This window comes from Streptomyces aurantiaciflavus (assembly GCF_049808595.1).
Taxonomy (GTDB): domain Bacteria; phylum Actinomycetota; class Actinomycetes; order Streptomycetales; family Streptomycetaceae; genus Streptomyces.
This window is the reverse complement of record NZ_JBNCAQ010000010.1, coordinates 171,018-186,100: the sequence shown is the minus strand read 5'-3', so window position 1 is coordinate 186,100 and position 15,083 is coordinate 171,018. Positions and strand designations below refer to the sequence as shown.

The 15,083-nt window shown below is 70.6% G+C and carries 11 protein-coding genes; 6 read left to right on the top strand and 5 right to left on the bottom strand.

Features of this window, described 5'->3' with window-relative positions:
- The first annotated feature begins 141 nt into the window (after positions 1-141).
- The 4 genes from ACPT94_RS14305 (at position 142) to ACPT94_RS14290 (ending at position 3,167) form a co-directional block, all read left to right on the top strand.
- Positions 142-690 carry an RNA 2'-phosphotransferase gene (locus ACPT94_RS14305; RefSeq protein ID WP_425245967.1) on the top strand — a complete coding sequence of 183 codons (549 nt, stop codon included), beginning with the start codon at positions 142-144 and terminating at the stop codon, positions 688-690.
- 32 nt (positions 691-722) lie between these two features.
- Positions 723-1,166 carry a hypothetical protein gene (locus ACPT94_RS14300; protein ID WP_425245966.1) on the top strand — a complete coding sequence of 148 codons (444 nt, stop codon included), beginning with the start codon at positions 723-725 and terminating at the stop codon, positions 1,164-1,166.
- A gap of 41 nt (positions 1,167-1,207) precedes the next feature.
- Complete coding sequence (locus ACPT94_RS14295; protein ID WP_425245965.1) at positions 1,208-2,110, top strand: LLM class flavin-dependent oxidoreductase; 903 nt, start codon at positions 1,208-1,210, stop codon at positions 2,108-2,110.
- Positions 2,111-2,270: 160 nt separating this feature from the next.
- Positions 2,271-3,167 (top strand): Cof-type HAD-IIB family hydrolase, encoded by an 897-nt coding sequence (locus tag ACPT94_RS14290; RefSeq protein WP_360348050.1) that lies wholly within the window; start codon positions 2,271-2,273, stop codon positions 3,165-3,167.
- On the opposite strand, the gene ACPT94_RS14285 is transcribed toward ACPT94_RS14290, so the two are convergent.
- The 5 genes from ACPT94_RS14285 to hisC form a co-directional block, all read right to left on the bottom strand.
- Positions 3,164-4,228 carry a M23 family metallopeptidase gene (locus ACPT94_RS14285; RefSeq protein ID WP_360348047.1) on the bottom strand — a complete coding sequence of 355 codons (1,065 nt, stop codon included), beginning with the start codon at positions 4,226-4,228 and terminating at the stop codon, positions 3,164-3,166. The genes ACPT94_RS14290 and ACPT94_RS14285 overlap by 4 nt on opposite strands.
- 141 nt (positions 4,229-4,369) lie before the next feature.
- Entirely contained in the window at positions 4,370-7,858 is a 3,489-nt protein-coding gene (gene cydD / locus ACPT94_RS14280; protein ID WP_425245964.1) for a thiol reductant ABC exporter subunit CydD, read from the bottom strand.
- 59 nt (positions 7,859-7,917) lie between these two features.
- Positions 7,918-8,922, bottom strand: coding sequence for a cytochrome d ubiquinol oxidase subunit II (gene cydB, locus ACPT94_RS14275; RefSeq protein WP_360348041.1), 1,005 nt, complete (start codon positions 8,920-8,922; stop codon positions 7,918-7,920).
- 20 nt (positions 8,923-8,942) lie between these two features.
- On the bottom strand, positions 8,943-10,451 hold the full coding sequence (locus ACPT94_RS14270; RefSeq protein WP_425245963.1) for a cytochrome ubiquinol oxidase subunit I: 1,509 nt from the start codon (positions 10,449-10,451) through the stop codon (positions 8,943-8,945).
- Between the two features lie 211 nt (positions 10,452-10,662).
- On the bottom strand, positions 10,663-11,742 hold the full coding sequence (gene hisC / locus ACPT94_RS14265; RefSeq protein ID WP_360348035.1) for a histidinol-phosphate transaminase: 1,080 nt from the start codon (positions 11,740-11,742) through the stop codon (positions 10,663-10,665).
- A 441-nt stretch (positions 11,743-12,183) separates the two neighbouring features.
- On the opposite strand from hisC, the gene ACPT94_RS14260 reads away from it, so the two are divergent.
- Positions 12,184-13,296, top strand: a complete 1,113-nt coding sequence (locus ACPT94_RS14260; protein ID WP_425245962.1) for a LacI family DNA-binding transcriptional regulator — start codon at positions 12,184-12,186, stop codon at positions 13,294-13,296.
- Positions 13,297-13,818: 522 nt separating this feature from the next.
- Positions 13,819-14,901: a metallophosphoesterase gene (locus ACPT94_RS14255; protein WP_360348029.1), complete on the top strand. Its 1,083-nt coding sequence runs from the start codon at positions 13,819-13,821 to the stop codon at positions 14,899-14,901.
- Positions 14,902-15,083: the final 182 nt, after the last annotated feature.

The window sequence follows — 15,083 nt, the reverse complement described above, 5'->3', positions numbered from 1 at the left end:
CCTTGGCGAAACCCCCTAGCGCCAGGGCTCGTTGTCCACAGAATCGCCAATTTGCTTGTGGATAACTCCAGTTGGTTGTGGATCAAACCTCGGGCGCAAAACAAAATGCGTGATCCACGTCTCTCCCGTCATGCTGAGCGGATGGACGAAAGACGCACCGTGAAGGTGTCGAAGTACCTCTCGAAACATCTGCGCCACCAGCCCGAGCGCATCGGCCTCACCCTCGACGAGGGTGGCTGGGTCGAGATCGACACACTGATCGCGGCTGCCACGACCCACGGCTTCCCCATCAGCCGGGACGAGCTGGACCACGTGGTGGCCGCCAACGACAAGAAACGCTTCGCGATCGAGGGCACCCGCATCCGCGCCAGCCAGGGCCACAGCATCGAGGTGGACCTCGGCCTGCCCCCGGCGACCCCACCGCCGTACCTCTACCACGGGACCGTGGCCCGCTCCCTGGACGCGATCCGGGTCGAGGGGCTGCGGCCCATGAACCGGCACGACGTGCATCTCTCGCCCGACCGCGAGACGGCGACCCGGGTCGGCGCCCGTCGTGGCCGGCCGGTGGTCCTCTCCGTGGACGCGGGGGCCATGCACCGCGACGGCCACGTCTTCCACGTCAGCGCGAACGGGGTGTGGCTGACGAAAGCCGTTCCCCCGCAGTACCTGCGGTTTCCGGAGTCCCGCTGACACGAGCGCCGCGGGCGGGAAGGATCACAGGTATGGACCATCTCCCCACCACCGAGGCCGCCGTCACCGCTCTGCGCGCGATCGCCACCGAGTACGGACTCGCCATCGAGATCACCCATGACATCGGCGCCGACCAGACCTCCCGCCGCACCACCGCGGGCGTCGGCGTCACCACCGACCCGGACGGCTCCCTGCCTCACGAGGCCTACGTCGAGCTCGGTGGCCGGCCTCATGTGAGCGTGCGGCTGTACCCGGACGACGACGCGCTGATCACGGTCGACGGTGTGGAGTGCCCCGACGTCGCCCGCGACGACGTCCCCGCCTTCCTCCGCGCCCTGTACGACGGCCACGCCTGGGTGAAGGCCCGACGCTTTCCGCCGAGCGAGTTCCTGATGGTGCCGTTGCCGGGGGATCGGGTGCACAAGGAGTTCATCTCGATCACCCTCAGCCCGTGGCTCGCCGGTCGCGCACGGTGACCGTTTCACGTGAAACACGGTCGCCGCATACGCTCGATGCCATGAGTCTGCGCCTGAGCACTGTGATCCTCCCGTACCGCCGCTGGAACGAGGGCGGCCGCTCGGCATGGACCCGGGCCGAGCAGCTCGGCTTCCACACCGCGTACACCTACGACCACCTGTCCTGGCGCAGCTTCCGTGACGGCCCCTGGTTCGGCGCGATCCCGACGCTGACCGCCGCCGCGTCCGTCACCGACCGCCTGCGTCTGGGCACGCTGGTGACCTCGCCCAACTTCCGCCACCCGGTGACCCTCGCCAAGGAACTGATCTCGCTGGACGACATCTCCGGCGGCCGTGTCACCCTCGGCATCGGCGCGGGCGGCACCGGCTTCGACGCCACCGCCCTCGGCCAGGAGCCATGGACCCCGCGCGAGCGGGCCGACCGCTTCGCCGAGTTCGTGCCCCTGCTCGACCGGCTGCTCACCGCGGACTCGGTCTCGTACGAGGGCGACTTCTACGCGGCCCACGAGGCGCGCAACATCCCGGGCTGCGTCCAGCGCCCCCGGCTGCCCTTCGCCGTCGCCGCGACCGGCCCGCGCGGTCTGAAGCTCGCGGCTCGCCACGGGCAGGCCTGGGTGACCACAGGCGACCCCAGGCTGTACGAGAACGGCACGCCCGAGCAGTCGGTGGAGGCCCTGCGCGGCCAGATCGACAGGCTCATGGACGCCTGCGTGGCCCTCGGACGGGACGGGCACGCGCTCGACAAGATCCTCCTCACCGGGTTCACCCCGGACCGCGGCCGCCCGCTGGAATCCCTGGACGCCTTCGTCGACTTCGCGGGACGGCACCAGGAGCTCGGCTTCACGGACATCGTGATCCACTGGCCGATCCCGGACTCCAACTTCGCCGCGGACGAGAAGGTGTTCGAGCAGATCGCCATGGAAGCACGGGGCCAGCTGAGCTGACCGTCGGCTGCAGTCGGTGCGAGCCGGCCTCGGGGGCCGACCGCCTCCGCTGCTCCGACTCGGGCAGTCGGCCGTCCGCGTCATGTGCGCCGACCTCGGCAGTCAGCCGCCCGCGCGGGCTCTCGCACAGCCGTACGGGCGGATACGGGAGAATGGCCCGGTGACCTCAGCGACTCGACAGCCCGAGACCCCGGCCGCCGCCATCCCGCCCCGGCTGATCGCCACCGACCTCGACGGCACTCTGCTGCGCGACGACAAGTCGGTGTCCCCGCGCACGGTCGCGGCTCTCGCCGCCGCCGAGGAGGCGGGGATCGAGGTGTTCTTCGTCACCGGCCGCCCGGCCCGCTGGATGGACGTCGTCAGCGACCACGTCCACGGGCACGGCCTGGCGATCTGCGGCAACGGCGCCGCCGTGGTCGATCTGCACGGCGGCCCCGGTGCCCACCGGTTCGTGAAGGTGCGCGAACTGCCCCGGGAGAACGCGCTGGACGCCGTACGGCTGCTGCGCGAGGCAGCCCCCGGGACCATGTACGCCATCGAGCAGACGTACGGCTTCTACCAGGAGCCGGAGTATCCCAAGATGCACATGGAGATCCCCGACTCCCTCGCCCCGGCCGAGGAGTTGCTGGCAGCGGACGCCCCCGGGGCCGACGAGCCGGTGCTGAAGATCCTCGCGTTCCACCCCACGCTCGACCCCGACGCCTTCCTCACCCTCGCCCGACTGGCCATCGGCGACCGCGCCGACGTCACCCGGTCCAGCCCCAGCGCCCTGCTGGAGATCAGCGGCCCTGGTGTCTCCAAGGCCAGCACGCTCGCCCTGTGCTGCGCCGAGCGGGGCATCTCCCATGAGGAGGTCGTCGCGTTCGGGGACATGCCGAACGACGTCGAGATGCTCACCTGGGCGGGCCGGTCGTACGCGATGGGCAACGCGCACCCGGACGTGGTCGCGGCGGCCTCCGGTCAGACCGTCGCCAACAACGAGGACGGAGTCGCCGTCGTCGTCGAGCAGTTGGTCGCCGAGCGGTCCAAGTCCTCGGACCAGGGCCTGTCCGCCTAACCGACGGGCACCCCACGGGCCTTCAGCCACGGCACCGGATCCACCGCCGACCCCGTCCCCGGCGTGACCCGCACCTCGAAGTGCAGGTGCGGCCCCGTCGAGTTGCCGCTGGTGCCCGACTGCCCGATCCACTGCCCCGCGGTGACGTTCTGGTGCTGATCGACGGTGACGGCCGCGAGGTGGGCGTACTGCGTGTAGTAGCCGTCGGCGTGCCGGAGCACGATCTCGATGCCGAACGCGCCTCCGCACGCCACCCGCACCACGCGGCCCGCGCCGACCGCCCGCACGGGCGTCCCGATCGGCACCGCGAAGTCCTGCCCGGTGTGCCGGTTCACCCAGCGGGCACCGCCGCTGCCGAAGCTCGCGGACAGGATGTAGCCCTCGACGGGCACCACCCACTCCCGGGCGAGCCGCACCGGTGGCTGATCCAGCCGCACGGCGCCCCGGCACGACCCGGCGGCGACCGAGGCGTCCGCCTGCCCCTGCAACTGCCGCCGCGCCTGTTCCAGCTTCTGCGCGATGCCCTTCTTCAGCACGGCGAGTTCGGCGTTGCGCCGCTCCAGCGCCTTCCGGGCCTCGGTGGCCTTCGTCTCATCGGCGGCCAGTCGTGCCGCCACCCGGCGGCTCTTGCCGATGGCGTTGTCGACAGCCTGGTTCGCCCGGGAGAAGACACGCCGGCCGCGCATCAACTCGTCGGGGTCACGGGCCAGCACCAGCCGCGCGGCGCCCGACAACCCGCCCCCGCTGCGGTACTGGGCGCGCGCGATACGTCCCAGGTCGTCACGGAGCACGGCGAGCTCCTGCCGTTGGCGGCCGAGGAGTTTCTCCAGCCGCTGGGCCTCGACCCGCTGTGCCTGCGCCGCGCGCCGCGCCGCCTCGTACCGCTGTGTCGCCGATGCCGCGTCCTCGTACAGCCGGGCCACCCGCGCGCTGATCCCGGCACCGGTGCCGGAGCCGTCCCCACCGAGCTCGCCGTCGGCGGTGGCGGGCCCTGCCGCGAGCACCGCGGCCGCGCACAACAGGGCCGGAACGAGCAGGGAGCGGCGGCGAGGTGAGCACATGTCAGTGATCGTGTCCTGACCGCCCGCCGCCGGTCCTGTTCACGTCGTACGCCTGGGGGACCGGCCGCCCGAACGGCCCAGCGCGGGCCCACATGGCCGGCCGCCAGTACGGCACCTGTCACACCACCGTGGAGGCGTGGGTCACCGCGCCCCCATCAGCGCCTCCGCAGCCGCCTCCCGCTCGACCATCCGCCGCAACGGCCCCTCACCGGCGGCCAGGTCGGCGTACGCGCCGCGTTGCACGACCCGCCCGTCGTCCAGCACGACCACCTCGTCGACCGCCTCCAACCCGGCCAGCCGGTGGGTGATGAGGAGCGTCGTACGGCCCTCGGTGGCGGTCAGCAGGTCCGCGGTGAGTGCGTCGGCGGTCGGCAGATCGAGGTGCTCGGCGGGCTCGTCGAGGATCAGGACGGGGAAGTCGGCGAGGAGCGCGCGGGCCAACGCGAGCCGCTGCCGCTGGCCTCCGGACAGCCGGGCCCCGTGCTCTCCGACGAGCGTGTCGAGCCCGCCGGGCAGCCCGTCGGCCCACTCCAGCAGCCGGGCCCGGGCCAGCGCGTCACGCAGCTCCTCCTCGGTCGCGTCCTTCTTCGCGAGCAGCAGGTTCTCGCGGACCGAACTGTCGAAGAGGTGCGCGTCCTGCGCGCACAGCCCGACGAGCCGCCGTACGTCGTCGCCGTCCAGGGCGTACGCGTCCACCCCGCCGAGCGTGTACGAGCCCGCGCCCGCGTCCAGGAACCGCAGCAGCACCTGCGCGAGGGTCGTCTTGCCGGAGCCGGAGGGCCCCACGACGGCGGTCCGGCGCCCTTGCGTCAACGTGAGGTCCACCCCGGCGAGCGCGTCGCGGTCCTGCCCGGCGTGCCGGGCGGCCAGTCCCTTGACGACGAGTGGGAACGGCGACGCGGGCGCCTGCCGGGGCCGCTCGGGCTCACCCACGGGCTCGGGGGCGTCCAGGACCTCGTACACCCGCTCCGCGCTCCTGCGCACCCGCTGGCGGTACTGGACGGCCAGCGGCAGCCCCAGAACGGCCTCGAATGCGGCCAGCGGAGTGAGGACGACGACGGCCATCGTCACGCCGCTCAGCCGACCGTCACCGACGGCCTGCGCGCCCACGAGGGCGGCGGCCGCGACGGTCAGCCCGGAGACGAGCGCGGTCAGTCCGTCCCCGAGCGCGGTGGCGGTGGCGGCCCGCGAGGCGATCCGTGTGAGGACGGAGTCGGCCGCCCGCACGTCCGCGGTACGGGCGGGCAGGGCCCCGGCGACGGTCAGTTCGGCGGTACCGGTGAGCAGGTCGGCCACGCGGGTGGCGAGCACGCCCCGGGCGGGGGCGAGCCGGCGTTCGGCCCGGCGCGCCACGGCACCGGTGACCAGGGGAACACCCACCCCGGCCGCGAGCAGCCCCGCCGCGAGGACGGCCCCTGCCTCGGGCAGCAGCCACGCCGTGAACGCGACGGAACCGGCCGAGACGACGACGGCGGCACCGGCGGGCAGCAGCCAGCGCAGCCAGTAGTCCTGCAGGGCGTCGACGTCGGCGACGAGCCGTGTCAGCAGGTCGCCCCGGCGGGTCGTGCGCAGTCCGGCGGGCGCCAGCCGTTCCAGCCGCCGGTAGACGGCGACCCGGGTGTCGGCGAGCATCCGCAGCACCGCGTCGTGGGACACGAGCCGCTCGGCGTACCGAAACACGGCCCGCCCGATGCCGAAGGCCCTGGTCGCCGTCACGGCCACCATCAGATACAGCACCGGTGGCTGCTGAGAGGCCCGGGAGATGAGCCATCCGGAGGTGGCCATGAGTCCGACGGCGCTGCCGAGGGCCAGGCTGCCCAGCAGCAGCGCGAGGCCTAGCCGGCCGCGCCGGGCGGCGGCCATGGCACGGACCCGGGCGAGGACACCGCCCTCGGTCACCGTGAGGCGCGGCTCGTACGCGGACGCGACGGGGGCGACGGGTGCTTCCTCCCGTCGCGTGGAAACACCCGTGTGCGCGGCATCGACGCGCCCGGGGGCTACGGCTTCCGCCAGCCGCACCACCCGGTCCGCCACCGCCAGCAGCGCCGGCCGGTGCACCACGAGCAGGACCGTCCGGCCGGCCGCGAGCCGCCGCACGGCCGCCACGACCTCGCCCTCGGTCTCCCCGTCAAGGGCGGCCGTCGGCTCGTCCAGCAACAGCACCGGCCGGTCCGCGAGGAACGCCCGGGCCAGGGCGAGGCGCTGCCGCTGCCCGGCGGACAGTCCGGCTCCGTCCTCCCCGAGCACGGTCTCGGCCCCGGTGGGCAGCGCGTCCACGAACTCCAGCGCCCCCGCGTCCGCCAGCGCGCGCCGCACGGCCGCGTCATCGGCGTCGGGACGCGCCAGCCGTACGTTCTCGGCGATCGTCGCGGCGTACAGGTGCGGGTGCTGCGGCACCCACGCGATCCGGGGCCGCCACTGCTCCGGATCGACGTCGGCGAGATCGACTCCCCCGACCCGGATCCGGCCCTCGGTGGGCCGCACGAACCCCAGCAGTGCGTTCAGCAGAGTCGACTTGCCCGCACCGCTCGGTCCGACGAGCGCGACCGTCTCGCCGGGCTCGACGGTGAAGGACACGTCGGACACGGCGTCGGCGGACCGGCCGGGGTAGCGGACCGTCACGCCGTCGAAGGCCACGGCTCCCGCCGGCACCGTGCCCGTGCCCGACGCGGGCACCGGTGTCTCCAGCACCGCGAAGATCTCCTCGGCCGCCGCGAGTCCTTCGGCGGCCGCGTGGTACTGCGTCCCGACCTGCCGCAGCGGCAGATACGCCTCCGGCGCGAGCACGAGGATGACCAGGCCGATGTAGAGGTCCATCTCGCCGTGGACGAGCCGCATGCCGATGGTCACGGCGACCAGGGCCACCGAGAGCGTCGACAGCAGCTCCAGCGCGAACGACGAGATGAAGGCGATCCGCAGGGTCCGCATGGTCGCCTGCCGGTACTCGCCGGTGATCCGCCGGATCGACTCGGCCTGCGCCTTGGCCCGCCCGAACACCTTCAGCGTGGGCAGCCCCGCCACCACGTCCAGGAAGTGCCCCGACAGCCGGGACAGCAGCCGCCACTGACGGTCCATCCTCGACTGCGTGGCCCAGCCGATCAGCACCATGAAGATCGGGATCAGGGGCAGCGTGCCGACGATGATCGCGGCAGACACCCAGTCCTCGGTCACGATCCGCGCGAGCACCGCCACCGGCACGACCACCGCAAGCCCCAACTGCGGCAGATAGCGGGAGAAGTAGCCGTCGAGGGCGTCCACGCCCCGCGTGGCGAGGGCCACCAGCGAACCGGTCCGCTGCCCGCTCAGCCACCCGGGACCGAGCTCCGTGGCCCGCTCCAGCAACCGTCCCCGCAGCTCCGACTTCACAGCCGCGCTCGCCCGGTGTGCGGAGAGTTCGGTGAGCCAGGCGACGAGCGCGCGGCCGATCGCCACGGTGACCAACAGCAGCAGGGGAGTCCGGAGTTCGGCGACCGACAGTCCGTGCTGGAAAGCGCCGACCACCACCTCGGCGATGAGCATGGCCTGTGCGATGACCAGCGCTGCTCCGACGACACCCAGACCGACGACCGCCACCAGGAAGAGGCGGGTGGCGTGGGCATATCGAAGCAGACGCGGGTCGATCGGTTTCACGTGAAACACACCCTCTTCTCAAGGGGCATGTTTCACGTGAAACATGCCCCAACTCGGACTCAGTGCACAGCCTCAGCGATGTGCTGCGTACCGATCCGCTTGCGGAACACCCAGTACGTCCACCCCTGGTAGAGCATCACGATCGGCGTGGCGATCACGGCGCACCAGGTCATGATCTTCAAGGTGTAGGGGCTGGACGAGGCGTTGGTCACCGTGAGGCTCCACTCCTCGTTGAGCGAGGACGGCATCACGTTCGGGAAGAGCGTCAGGAACAGCATGGCCACGGCGGCCACGATGGTGACGCCGGACAGCGCGAACGACCACCCCTCGCGCCCGGCCTGGTTCGCCATGAGCGCCGCGACCAGGGCGGCGACCGCCACGACCAGTGCGACCAGGCTCTTGCCGTCACCGCCTTCGACCTGCGTCCACAGCAGGAAGATCAGCGCGAGGCCGGCAGTCGCGAGACCGACCTTGAACGCCAGCTTCCGCGCCCGCTCCCGGATGTCGCCGACGGTCTTGAGGGCCGTGAACACCGCACCGTGGAAGGTGAACAGCGTCAGGGTCACCAGACCGCCGAGCAGCGCGTACGGGTTGAGCAGGTCCCAGAGGTTGCCGACGTACTCGAAGTTCTGGTCGATCTTCACGCCCCGGACGATGTTGCCGAAGGCCACGCCCCACAGGAACGCCGGGAGGAGCGAGGTCCAGAAGATCGCGTGTTCCCAGTTGCGCTGCCAGTTCTCCTCGGGCCGCTTGGCCCGGTACTCGAAGGCGACGCCCCGCACGATCAGGCAGACCAGGATGAGCAGCAGCGGCAGATAGAAGCCGGAGAACAGCGTGGCGTACCACTCCGGGAAGGCGGCGAAGGTCGCGCCGCCCGCCGAGAGCAGCCACACCTCGTTGCCGTCCCAGACGGGCCCGATGGTGTTGATGAGTACCCGCTTCTCGGCCCGGTTACGGGCGAGCAGCTTGGTGAGGACACCGACCCCGAAGTCGAAGCCCTCCAGGAAGAAGTAGCCGGTCCACAGGACGGCGATCAGGACGAACCAGACGTCGTGCAGTTCCATGACTGTGCAGCTCCCTCGGCCTAGTACGAGAAGGCCATCGGCTTGTCGGCGTCACGGGAGTCGCCGCCGATCTTCGTGGGCGGATTGAGGTCGGCCTCGGTGAGCTCGGGCGGGCCGGCCTTCACGTACTTCACCAGCAGCTTGACCTCGACGACGGCGAGGATCGCGTACAGGGTCGTGAAGACGATCATCGAGGTGAGGATCTCGCCCTGGGAGACGCCGGGGGAGACCGCGTCGCGGGTCTGCAGAACGCCGTAGACGACCCACGGCTGGCGGCCCATCTCGGTGAAGATCCAGCCCCAGGAGTTGGCGATGAGCGGGAAACCCAGGGTCCAGATCGCCGCGAGCCAGTACAGCTTGGTGAGCTTGGGGCTGAGGGCCTTGTTCCGGAACAGGACCAGGTGTGGCCGCTCGTCGTCGCCGACCCTCAGGTGCTGCGGCAGCATGAACTTCTTGCGGGTCAGCCACAGCCCTGCCAGGCCGATCGCGAAGGACGTCATACCGAAGCCGATCATCCAGCGGAAGCCCCAGTAGGCGACCGGGATGTTGGGCCGGTAGTCGCCCGGCCCGAACCTCTCCTGCTCGGCCTTGTTGACGTCGTTGATGCCGGGGACGTAGGAGGTGAAGTCGTCCTTGGCGAGGAAGGACAGCAGGCCAGGGATCTCGATGGCGACCTTGTTGTGGCCCTTGTCGACGTCTCCGTAGGCGAAGACCGAGAAGGGCGCGGGTGCCTCACCGTCCCACAGCGCCTCGGCTGCGGCCATCTTCATGGGCTGCTGCTCGTACATGATCTTGCCGAGGACGTCGCCGCTGACCGCGGTGAGCAGACCGCCGATGGCGACGGTGACCAGGCCGAGCCGCAGTGACGTCTTCATCTCACGGATGTGCTTCTTGCGCAGCAGATGGAAGGCCGAGATGCCGACCATGAAGGCGCCGCCGGTGAGGAAGGCCGCGGAGAGGGTGTGGAAGGCCTGGGCGAGCGCGGTGTTCTGGGTCAGTACGAGCCAGAAGTCGGTGAGCTCGGCCCGCCCCTTCGCCTCGTTGATCCGGTAGCCGACCGGGTGCTGCATCCACGAGTTGGCCGCGAGGATGAAGTAGGCCGACAGGATCGTGCCGATCGAGACCATCCAGATGCAGGCCAGGTGGATCCTCTTGGGGAGCTTGTCCCAGCCGAAGATCCACAGGCCGATGAAGGTGGACTCGAAGAAGAAGGCTATGAGTGCTTCGAAAGCGAGCGGGGCGCCGAAGACATCACCGACGAAGCGCGAGTAGTCCGACCAGTTCATGCCGAACTGGAACTCCTGCACGATGCCGGTGACGACGCCCATCGCGATGTTGATCAAGAAGAGCTTGCCCCAGAACTTGGTCGCCCTGAGGTACTTCTCCTTCTCCGTACGCACCCAGGCGGTCTGCAGTCCGGCCGTGAGTGCGGCCAGCGAGATCGTCAGGGGGACGAACAGGAAGTGGTAGACGGTCGTGATGCCGAACTGCCAGCGCGCCAGAGTCTCCGGCGCCAAAGCCAGGTCCACGTCGCCGCTCCTTACCTCACACGCTTGTGAAAGCGTTCACATTCACAAGCAATTATGACGCATAGCTGTTCGAGGGTCGACGGGCGGGGGTCCCCAACGCCTCTAACCCCTTCCCACCTGCGGTGACGTGGGTCCATGACAGAGAAAGGGCGCCTTGGTTCCACGTGAAACCAAGGCGCCCTGCAGTCGGCACCTGAGACAGCTGACCGCCCTACAGCTCCTTCCGGAACCCTTCCGCCGCCTTCAGGAAGATGTCGTTGGCCTCGGTCTCCCCGACCGTGACGCGCACGCCCTCACCCGGGAACGGCCGGATCACGACACCGGCCTGCTCGCAGGCCGCCGCGAAGGCGACCGTGTGCTCGCCCAGCCGCAGCCACACGAAGTTCGCCTGGGTCTCGGGCACCGTCCACCCCTGTTCGCGCAGGCTCTCGACCACGCGCTTGCGCTCGCAGACCAGGGAGCCGACCCGGCCGAGCAGCTCGTCCTCGGCCCGCAGCGAGGCGATCGCCGCTTCCTGCGCGAGCTGGCTCACTCCGAACGGCACCGCCGTCTTGCGCAGCGCCGCCGCCACCGGCTCGTGGGCGATCGCGAAGCCGACCCGCAGCCCGGCAAGGCCGTAAGCCTTGGAGAACGTCCGCAGCACACAGACGTTCGGCCGCTGTCGGTACAGCTCGACACCGTCCGGCACCTCGAGGTCCCGGATGAACTCCCGATAGGCCTCGTCGAGCACGACCAGCACATCCCCGGGCACCCGGTCCAGGAACCGCTCCAGTTCAGCCCGCTTCACAACGGTGCCCGTGGGGTTGTTGGGGTTGCAGACGAAGATCAGCCGGGTCCGCTCGGTGATCGCGTCAGCCATCGCGTCCAGGTCGTGCACGTCCCCCGGCGTCAGCGGCACCTGCACCGAGGTCGCACCGCTGATCTGGGTGATGATCGGGTACGCCTCGAAGGACCGCCAGGCGTAGATCACCTCATCCCCGGGTCCCGCCGTCGACTGGATCAGCTGCTGGGCGACGCCGACCGAACCGGTGCCGGTCGCCAGGTGGGAGACGGGGACGCCGAAGCGCTCGGAGATCTCGTTCACCAGGCCCGTGCACGCCATGTCCGGGTACCGGTTGAAGGACGCGGCGGCGGCTGTGACCGTCTCCATCACGCCGGGCAGGGGCGGGTAGGGGTTCTCGTTGGAGGACAGCTTGTAGGCCACGGGACCGCCGGCCGCGGCCGGCTTGCCCGGCTTGTAGGTGGGGATCCCCTCCAGCTCGGCGCGCAGCTTGGGGCTCGTCTCGCTCACCGCAGTCCTCCTCGTGACCACCACCGGCTTCCCATTACTGCTCACCTTATGAGGATTGGGCGCGGGTGCGAACAGCTGCGGAAGTGCTGCTGATGACAGATCCACCCCTGCGAATCGCGTGCGGGCCATGCGCCTCAGGCACACATCAGCCGCATCACCGTACGAAGGCGTATGAAACGGGGGGCGCGCCGCACATATATCTGTGCGCCGGTAGCTCACGCCGTGGCGCGCGTCCCTCGTGCAGGTGAGTTGAGACCTCTTCGAAACATCGGTGCCTTGGCAGGCTCATCCGCGCACGCACACCACGTCCTGGCATCAGACCCCTCAACTTCCTTTGTTTCCAAGGCATTTGGTGTCTTGCGACCATGCAGAAACGTGTCTGTCAACGCGTGCATATGCGTCCGCCCTACCCCACCCGATGAGCCCTACTATCGGCTCGCCATGACAGCAGCAGGGAAGCACCAGGTGAGCCGCGCGGAAACCTCACGCCGAGGCAGCCGGCCGAGTCGAGCGGGCATCAGGGACGTGGCCGCCGCCGCCGGAGTCTCCATCACGACCGTCTCCGACGCCCTCAACGGCAAGGGCAGGCTCCCCGATGCCACCCGACGCCATGTCCGCGAGGTCGCCGACCGACTGGGCTACCGCCCCTCGGCCGCGGCCAGAACCCTCCGTACCGGCAAGTCGGGCCTCATCGGCCTGACCGTGACGACGTACGGGGATGAACCTTTCACCTTCACCGAGTTCGCGTACTTCGCCGAGATGGCGCGCGCCGCGACCTCCGCGGCGCTCGCCCGCGGCTACGCGCTCGTCATCCTCCCCGCGACCTCGCGCCACGACGTGTGGTCGAACGTCGCCCTGGACGGCACGGTCGTCATCGACCCCTCCGACCAGGACCCGGTGGTCAGTGAGCTCGTCCGTCAGGGATTACCGGTCGTCTCCGACGGCCGCCCGGCCGGCACGCTCCCCGTCACCGCGTGGGTCGACAACGACCACGAGGCCGCCGTCCTCGACATCCTCGACCACCTCGCCGACGCGGGCGCCCGCCGTATCGGCCTGCTCACGGGCACCTCGACGGACACGTACACGCACCTGTCGACCCGCGCCTACCTGCACTGGTGCGAGCGCGTCGGCCAGGACCCGGTCTACGAGGCCTACCCCGCACACGACCCGTGCGCAGGCGCCGTCGCCGCCGACCGCCTGCTGGCCCGCCCCGACCGCCCCGACGCCGTCTACGGGCTGTTCGACCCCAACGGCACCGACCTCCTCGCCGCCGCCCGCCGCTACGGGCTGCGGGTCCCGGAGGACCTGCTGCTGGTGTGCTGCAGCGAGTCCACCGTGTACGCCAACACCGAACCGCCCATCACCACCCTCTCCCTGAAACCGCGCCGCATCGGCACGGCGGTGGTCCAGCTCCTCATCGACGCCATCGAGGGCGTGGAATCGGAACGGCCCGTCGAGCAGGTGATACCGACCGAACTGATCGTGCGTACCTCGTCTCAGCGACGTCCGCAGCGCACGACGGTGAGTCCGCCTCGGGAGCCCGAGGAGAGGTAGGGGGAGGAGGAGGGGCGGCCCGTCCTCCAGGGGATCTTCCCGAGAGCGGCACCGGTCTGTGGCGCGCGGCCGCACATGCGTGCAACGGCCGGCGTCCCTCGGTCATCACCGGCAGCACCCCTGGAAAGCCGTACGGGTCGCCCGGTGCCGCCGCGGCTCCTCCCCGCAGCGGGCAGGACCCGTACGAGTGGTCCGGCCCGGAGGTGATGGCGACCGGAGGCGGTCGGGACGGGCGTTCCTCGCGCGCCAGGTGGTCGCTGACCGCCCCTCGGTTCCGTCCGTGGCGTCGGAGGCCCGTGGTGCGAGGGTGTGAGCACGGTGTACCCGGGGTGAGCGCTTGCTGCCGAAGCCTGGCCCAATCGGGGCGAAAGCCGCAGCGAACGGGAGCCTGGCTCCGATTCACCACCCCTGGGTCATCACACGGCACGATCCGCATTCCTATGATGGGCGCACGGCACCGCGGGCCGTCGCGACCAGGCAGTCCGAAGCGGTGCAGATGCGGCGCGATGGTGGAGGGGTCTGATGACTCAGGGGGCCGGTCAGGGACCCGAGGCGGAGCGTACGGCTACGGTGCGCGACTTCCGGGTGCCCGCGTACGTCCACGAGACCGGTCCGTACGTCCACAGCACGCACCCCGGCAACGCCGCGCCTCCCCTCGAGGAGCCGCTGGAGCACCCCGACGGTTACACGCCCACCCAGCGCGATCTGCCCGTCATCAACCGGGGGGACACCCTCCAGGTGACCGTTGACCCCACGGCCGTCCAAGCTCCGCTGCCCGCGACCGGACCCGGCCCGCTGTTCGTCGTCGGCGACGTGCACGGCTACCTCGACGAGCTGGTCGCCGCACTGCAGGAGAAGGGCCTGATCGACGAGGCCGGCCACTGGTGCGCGGGCACCGCCCGGCTGTGGTTCCTCGGCGACTTCACCGACCGCGGCCCGGACGGCATCGGCGTCATCGACCTCGTGATGCGGCTGTCCGCCGAGGCCGCCGCGGCCGGCGGCTACTGCAAGGCCCTGATGGGCAACCACGAGCTGCTGCTGCTCGGCGCCAAACGGTTCGGCGACACCCCCGTCAACTCCGGCGCGGGCACCGCCACCTTCCAGGCGGCCTGGCTGCTCAACGGCGGCCAGAAGTCCGACATGGACCGCCTCCAGGACCATCACCTGCAGTGGATGGCCCGTCTCGACGCCGTCGAGGAGGTCGACGGCCACCTGCTCGTCCACTCCGACACCACCGCCTACCTCGACTACGGCGACTCGATCGAGGCGGTCAACGACACCGTCCGCGAGACGCTCACCCGCAACGACGCGGACGAGGTGTGGGATCTCTTCCGCAAGTTCACCAAGCGCTTCTCCTTCCGCGACGAGGGCGGCGCCGACGCCGTCCGCGCACTGCTGGATACGTACGGCGGCACCCGCATCGTTCACGGCCACAGCCCGATCCCGTACCTGCTGGGCGAAGTCGGCTCCGAGGAAGGCGAGGACAGCGCCGGACCCGTGGTCGAGGGACCGCACGTCTACGCCGACGGGCTGGCCATCGCGATGGACGGCGGAGTGACGATGGCCGGGAAGCTGCTGGTCCAGCAACTGCCCCTGACCGTCTGATCGTTCACGCATCCGGCGTCCCGCGCGCCGGAGCGTCCGACGACGCCGCAGGCCAGGGGCCAATTTCGGCAAACCCCCTGTTACCTCATGCCGTCGCCGCTCTACCATCGGTTTATCCGTAGCAGGCTCCCCTCCGTTTCTGCCCGACGGCTCGTTGGCATGCGAGCCCCAAGCCCTACGGA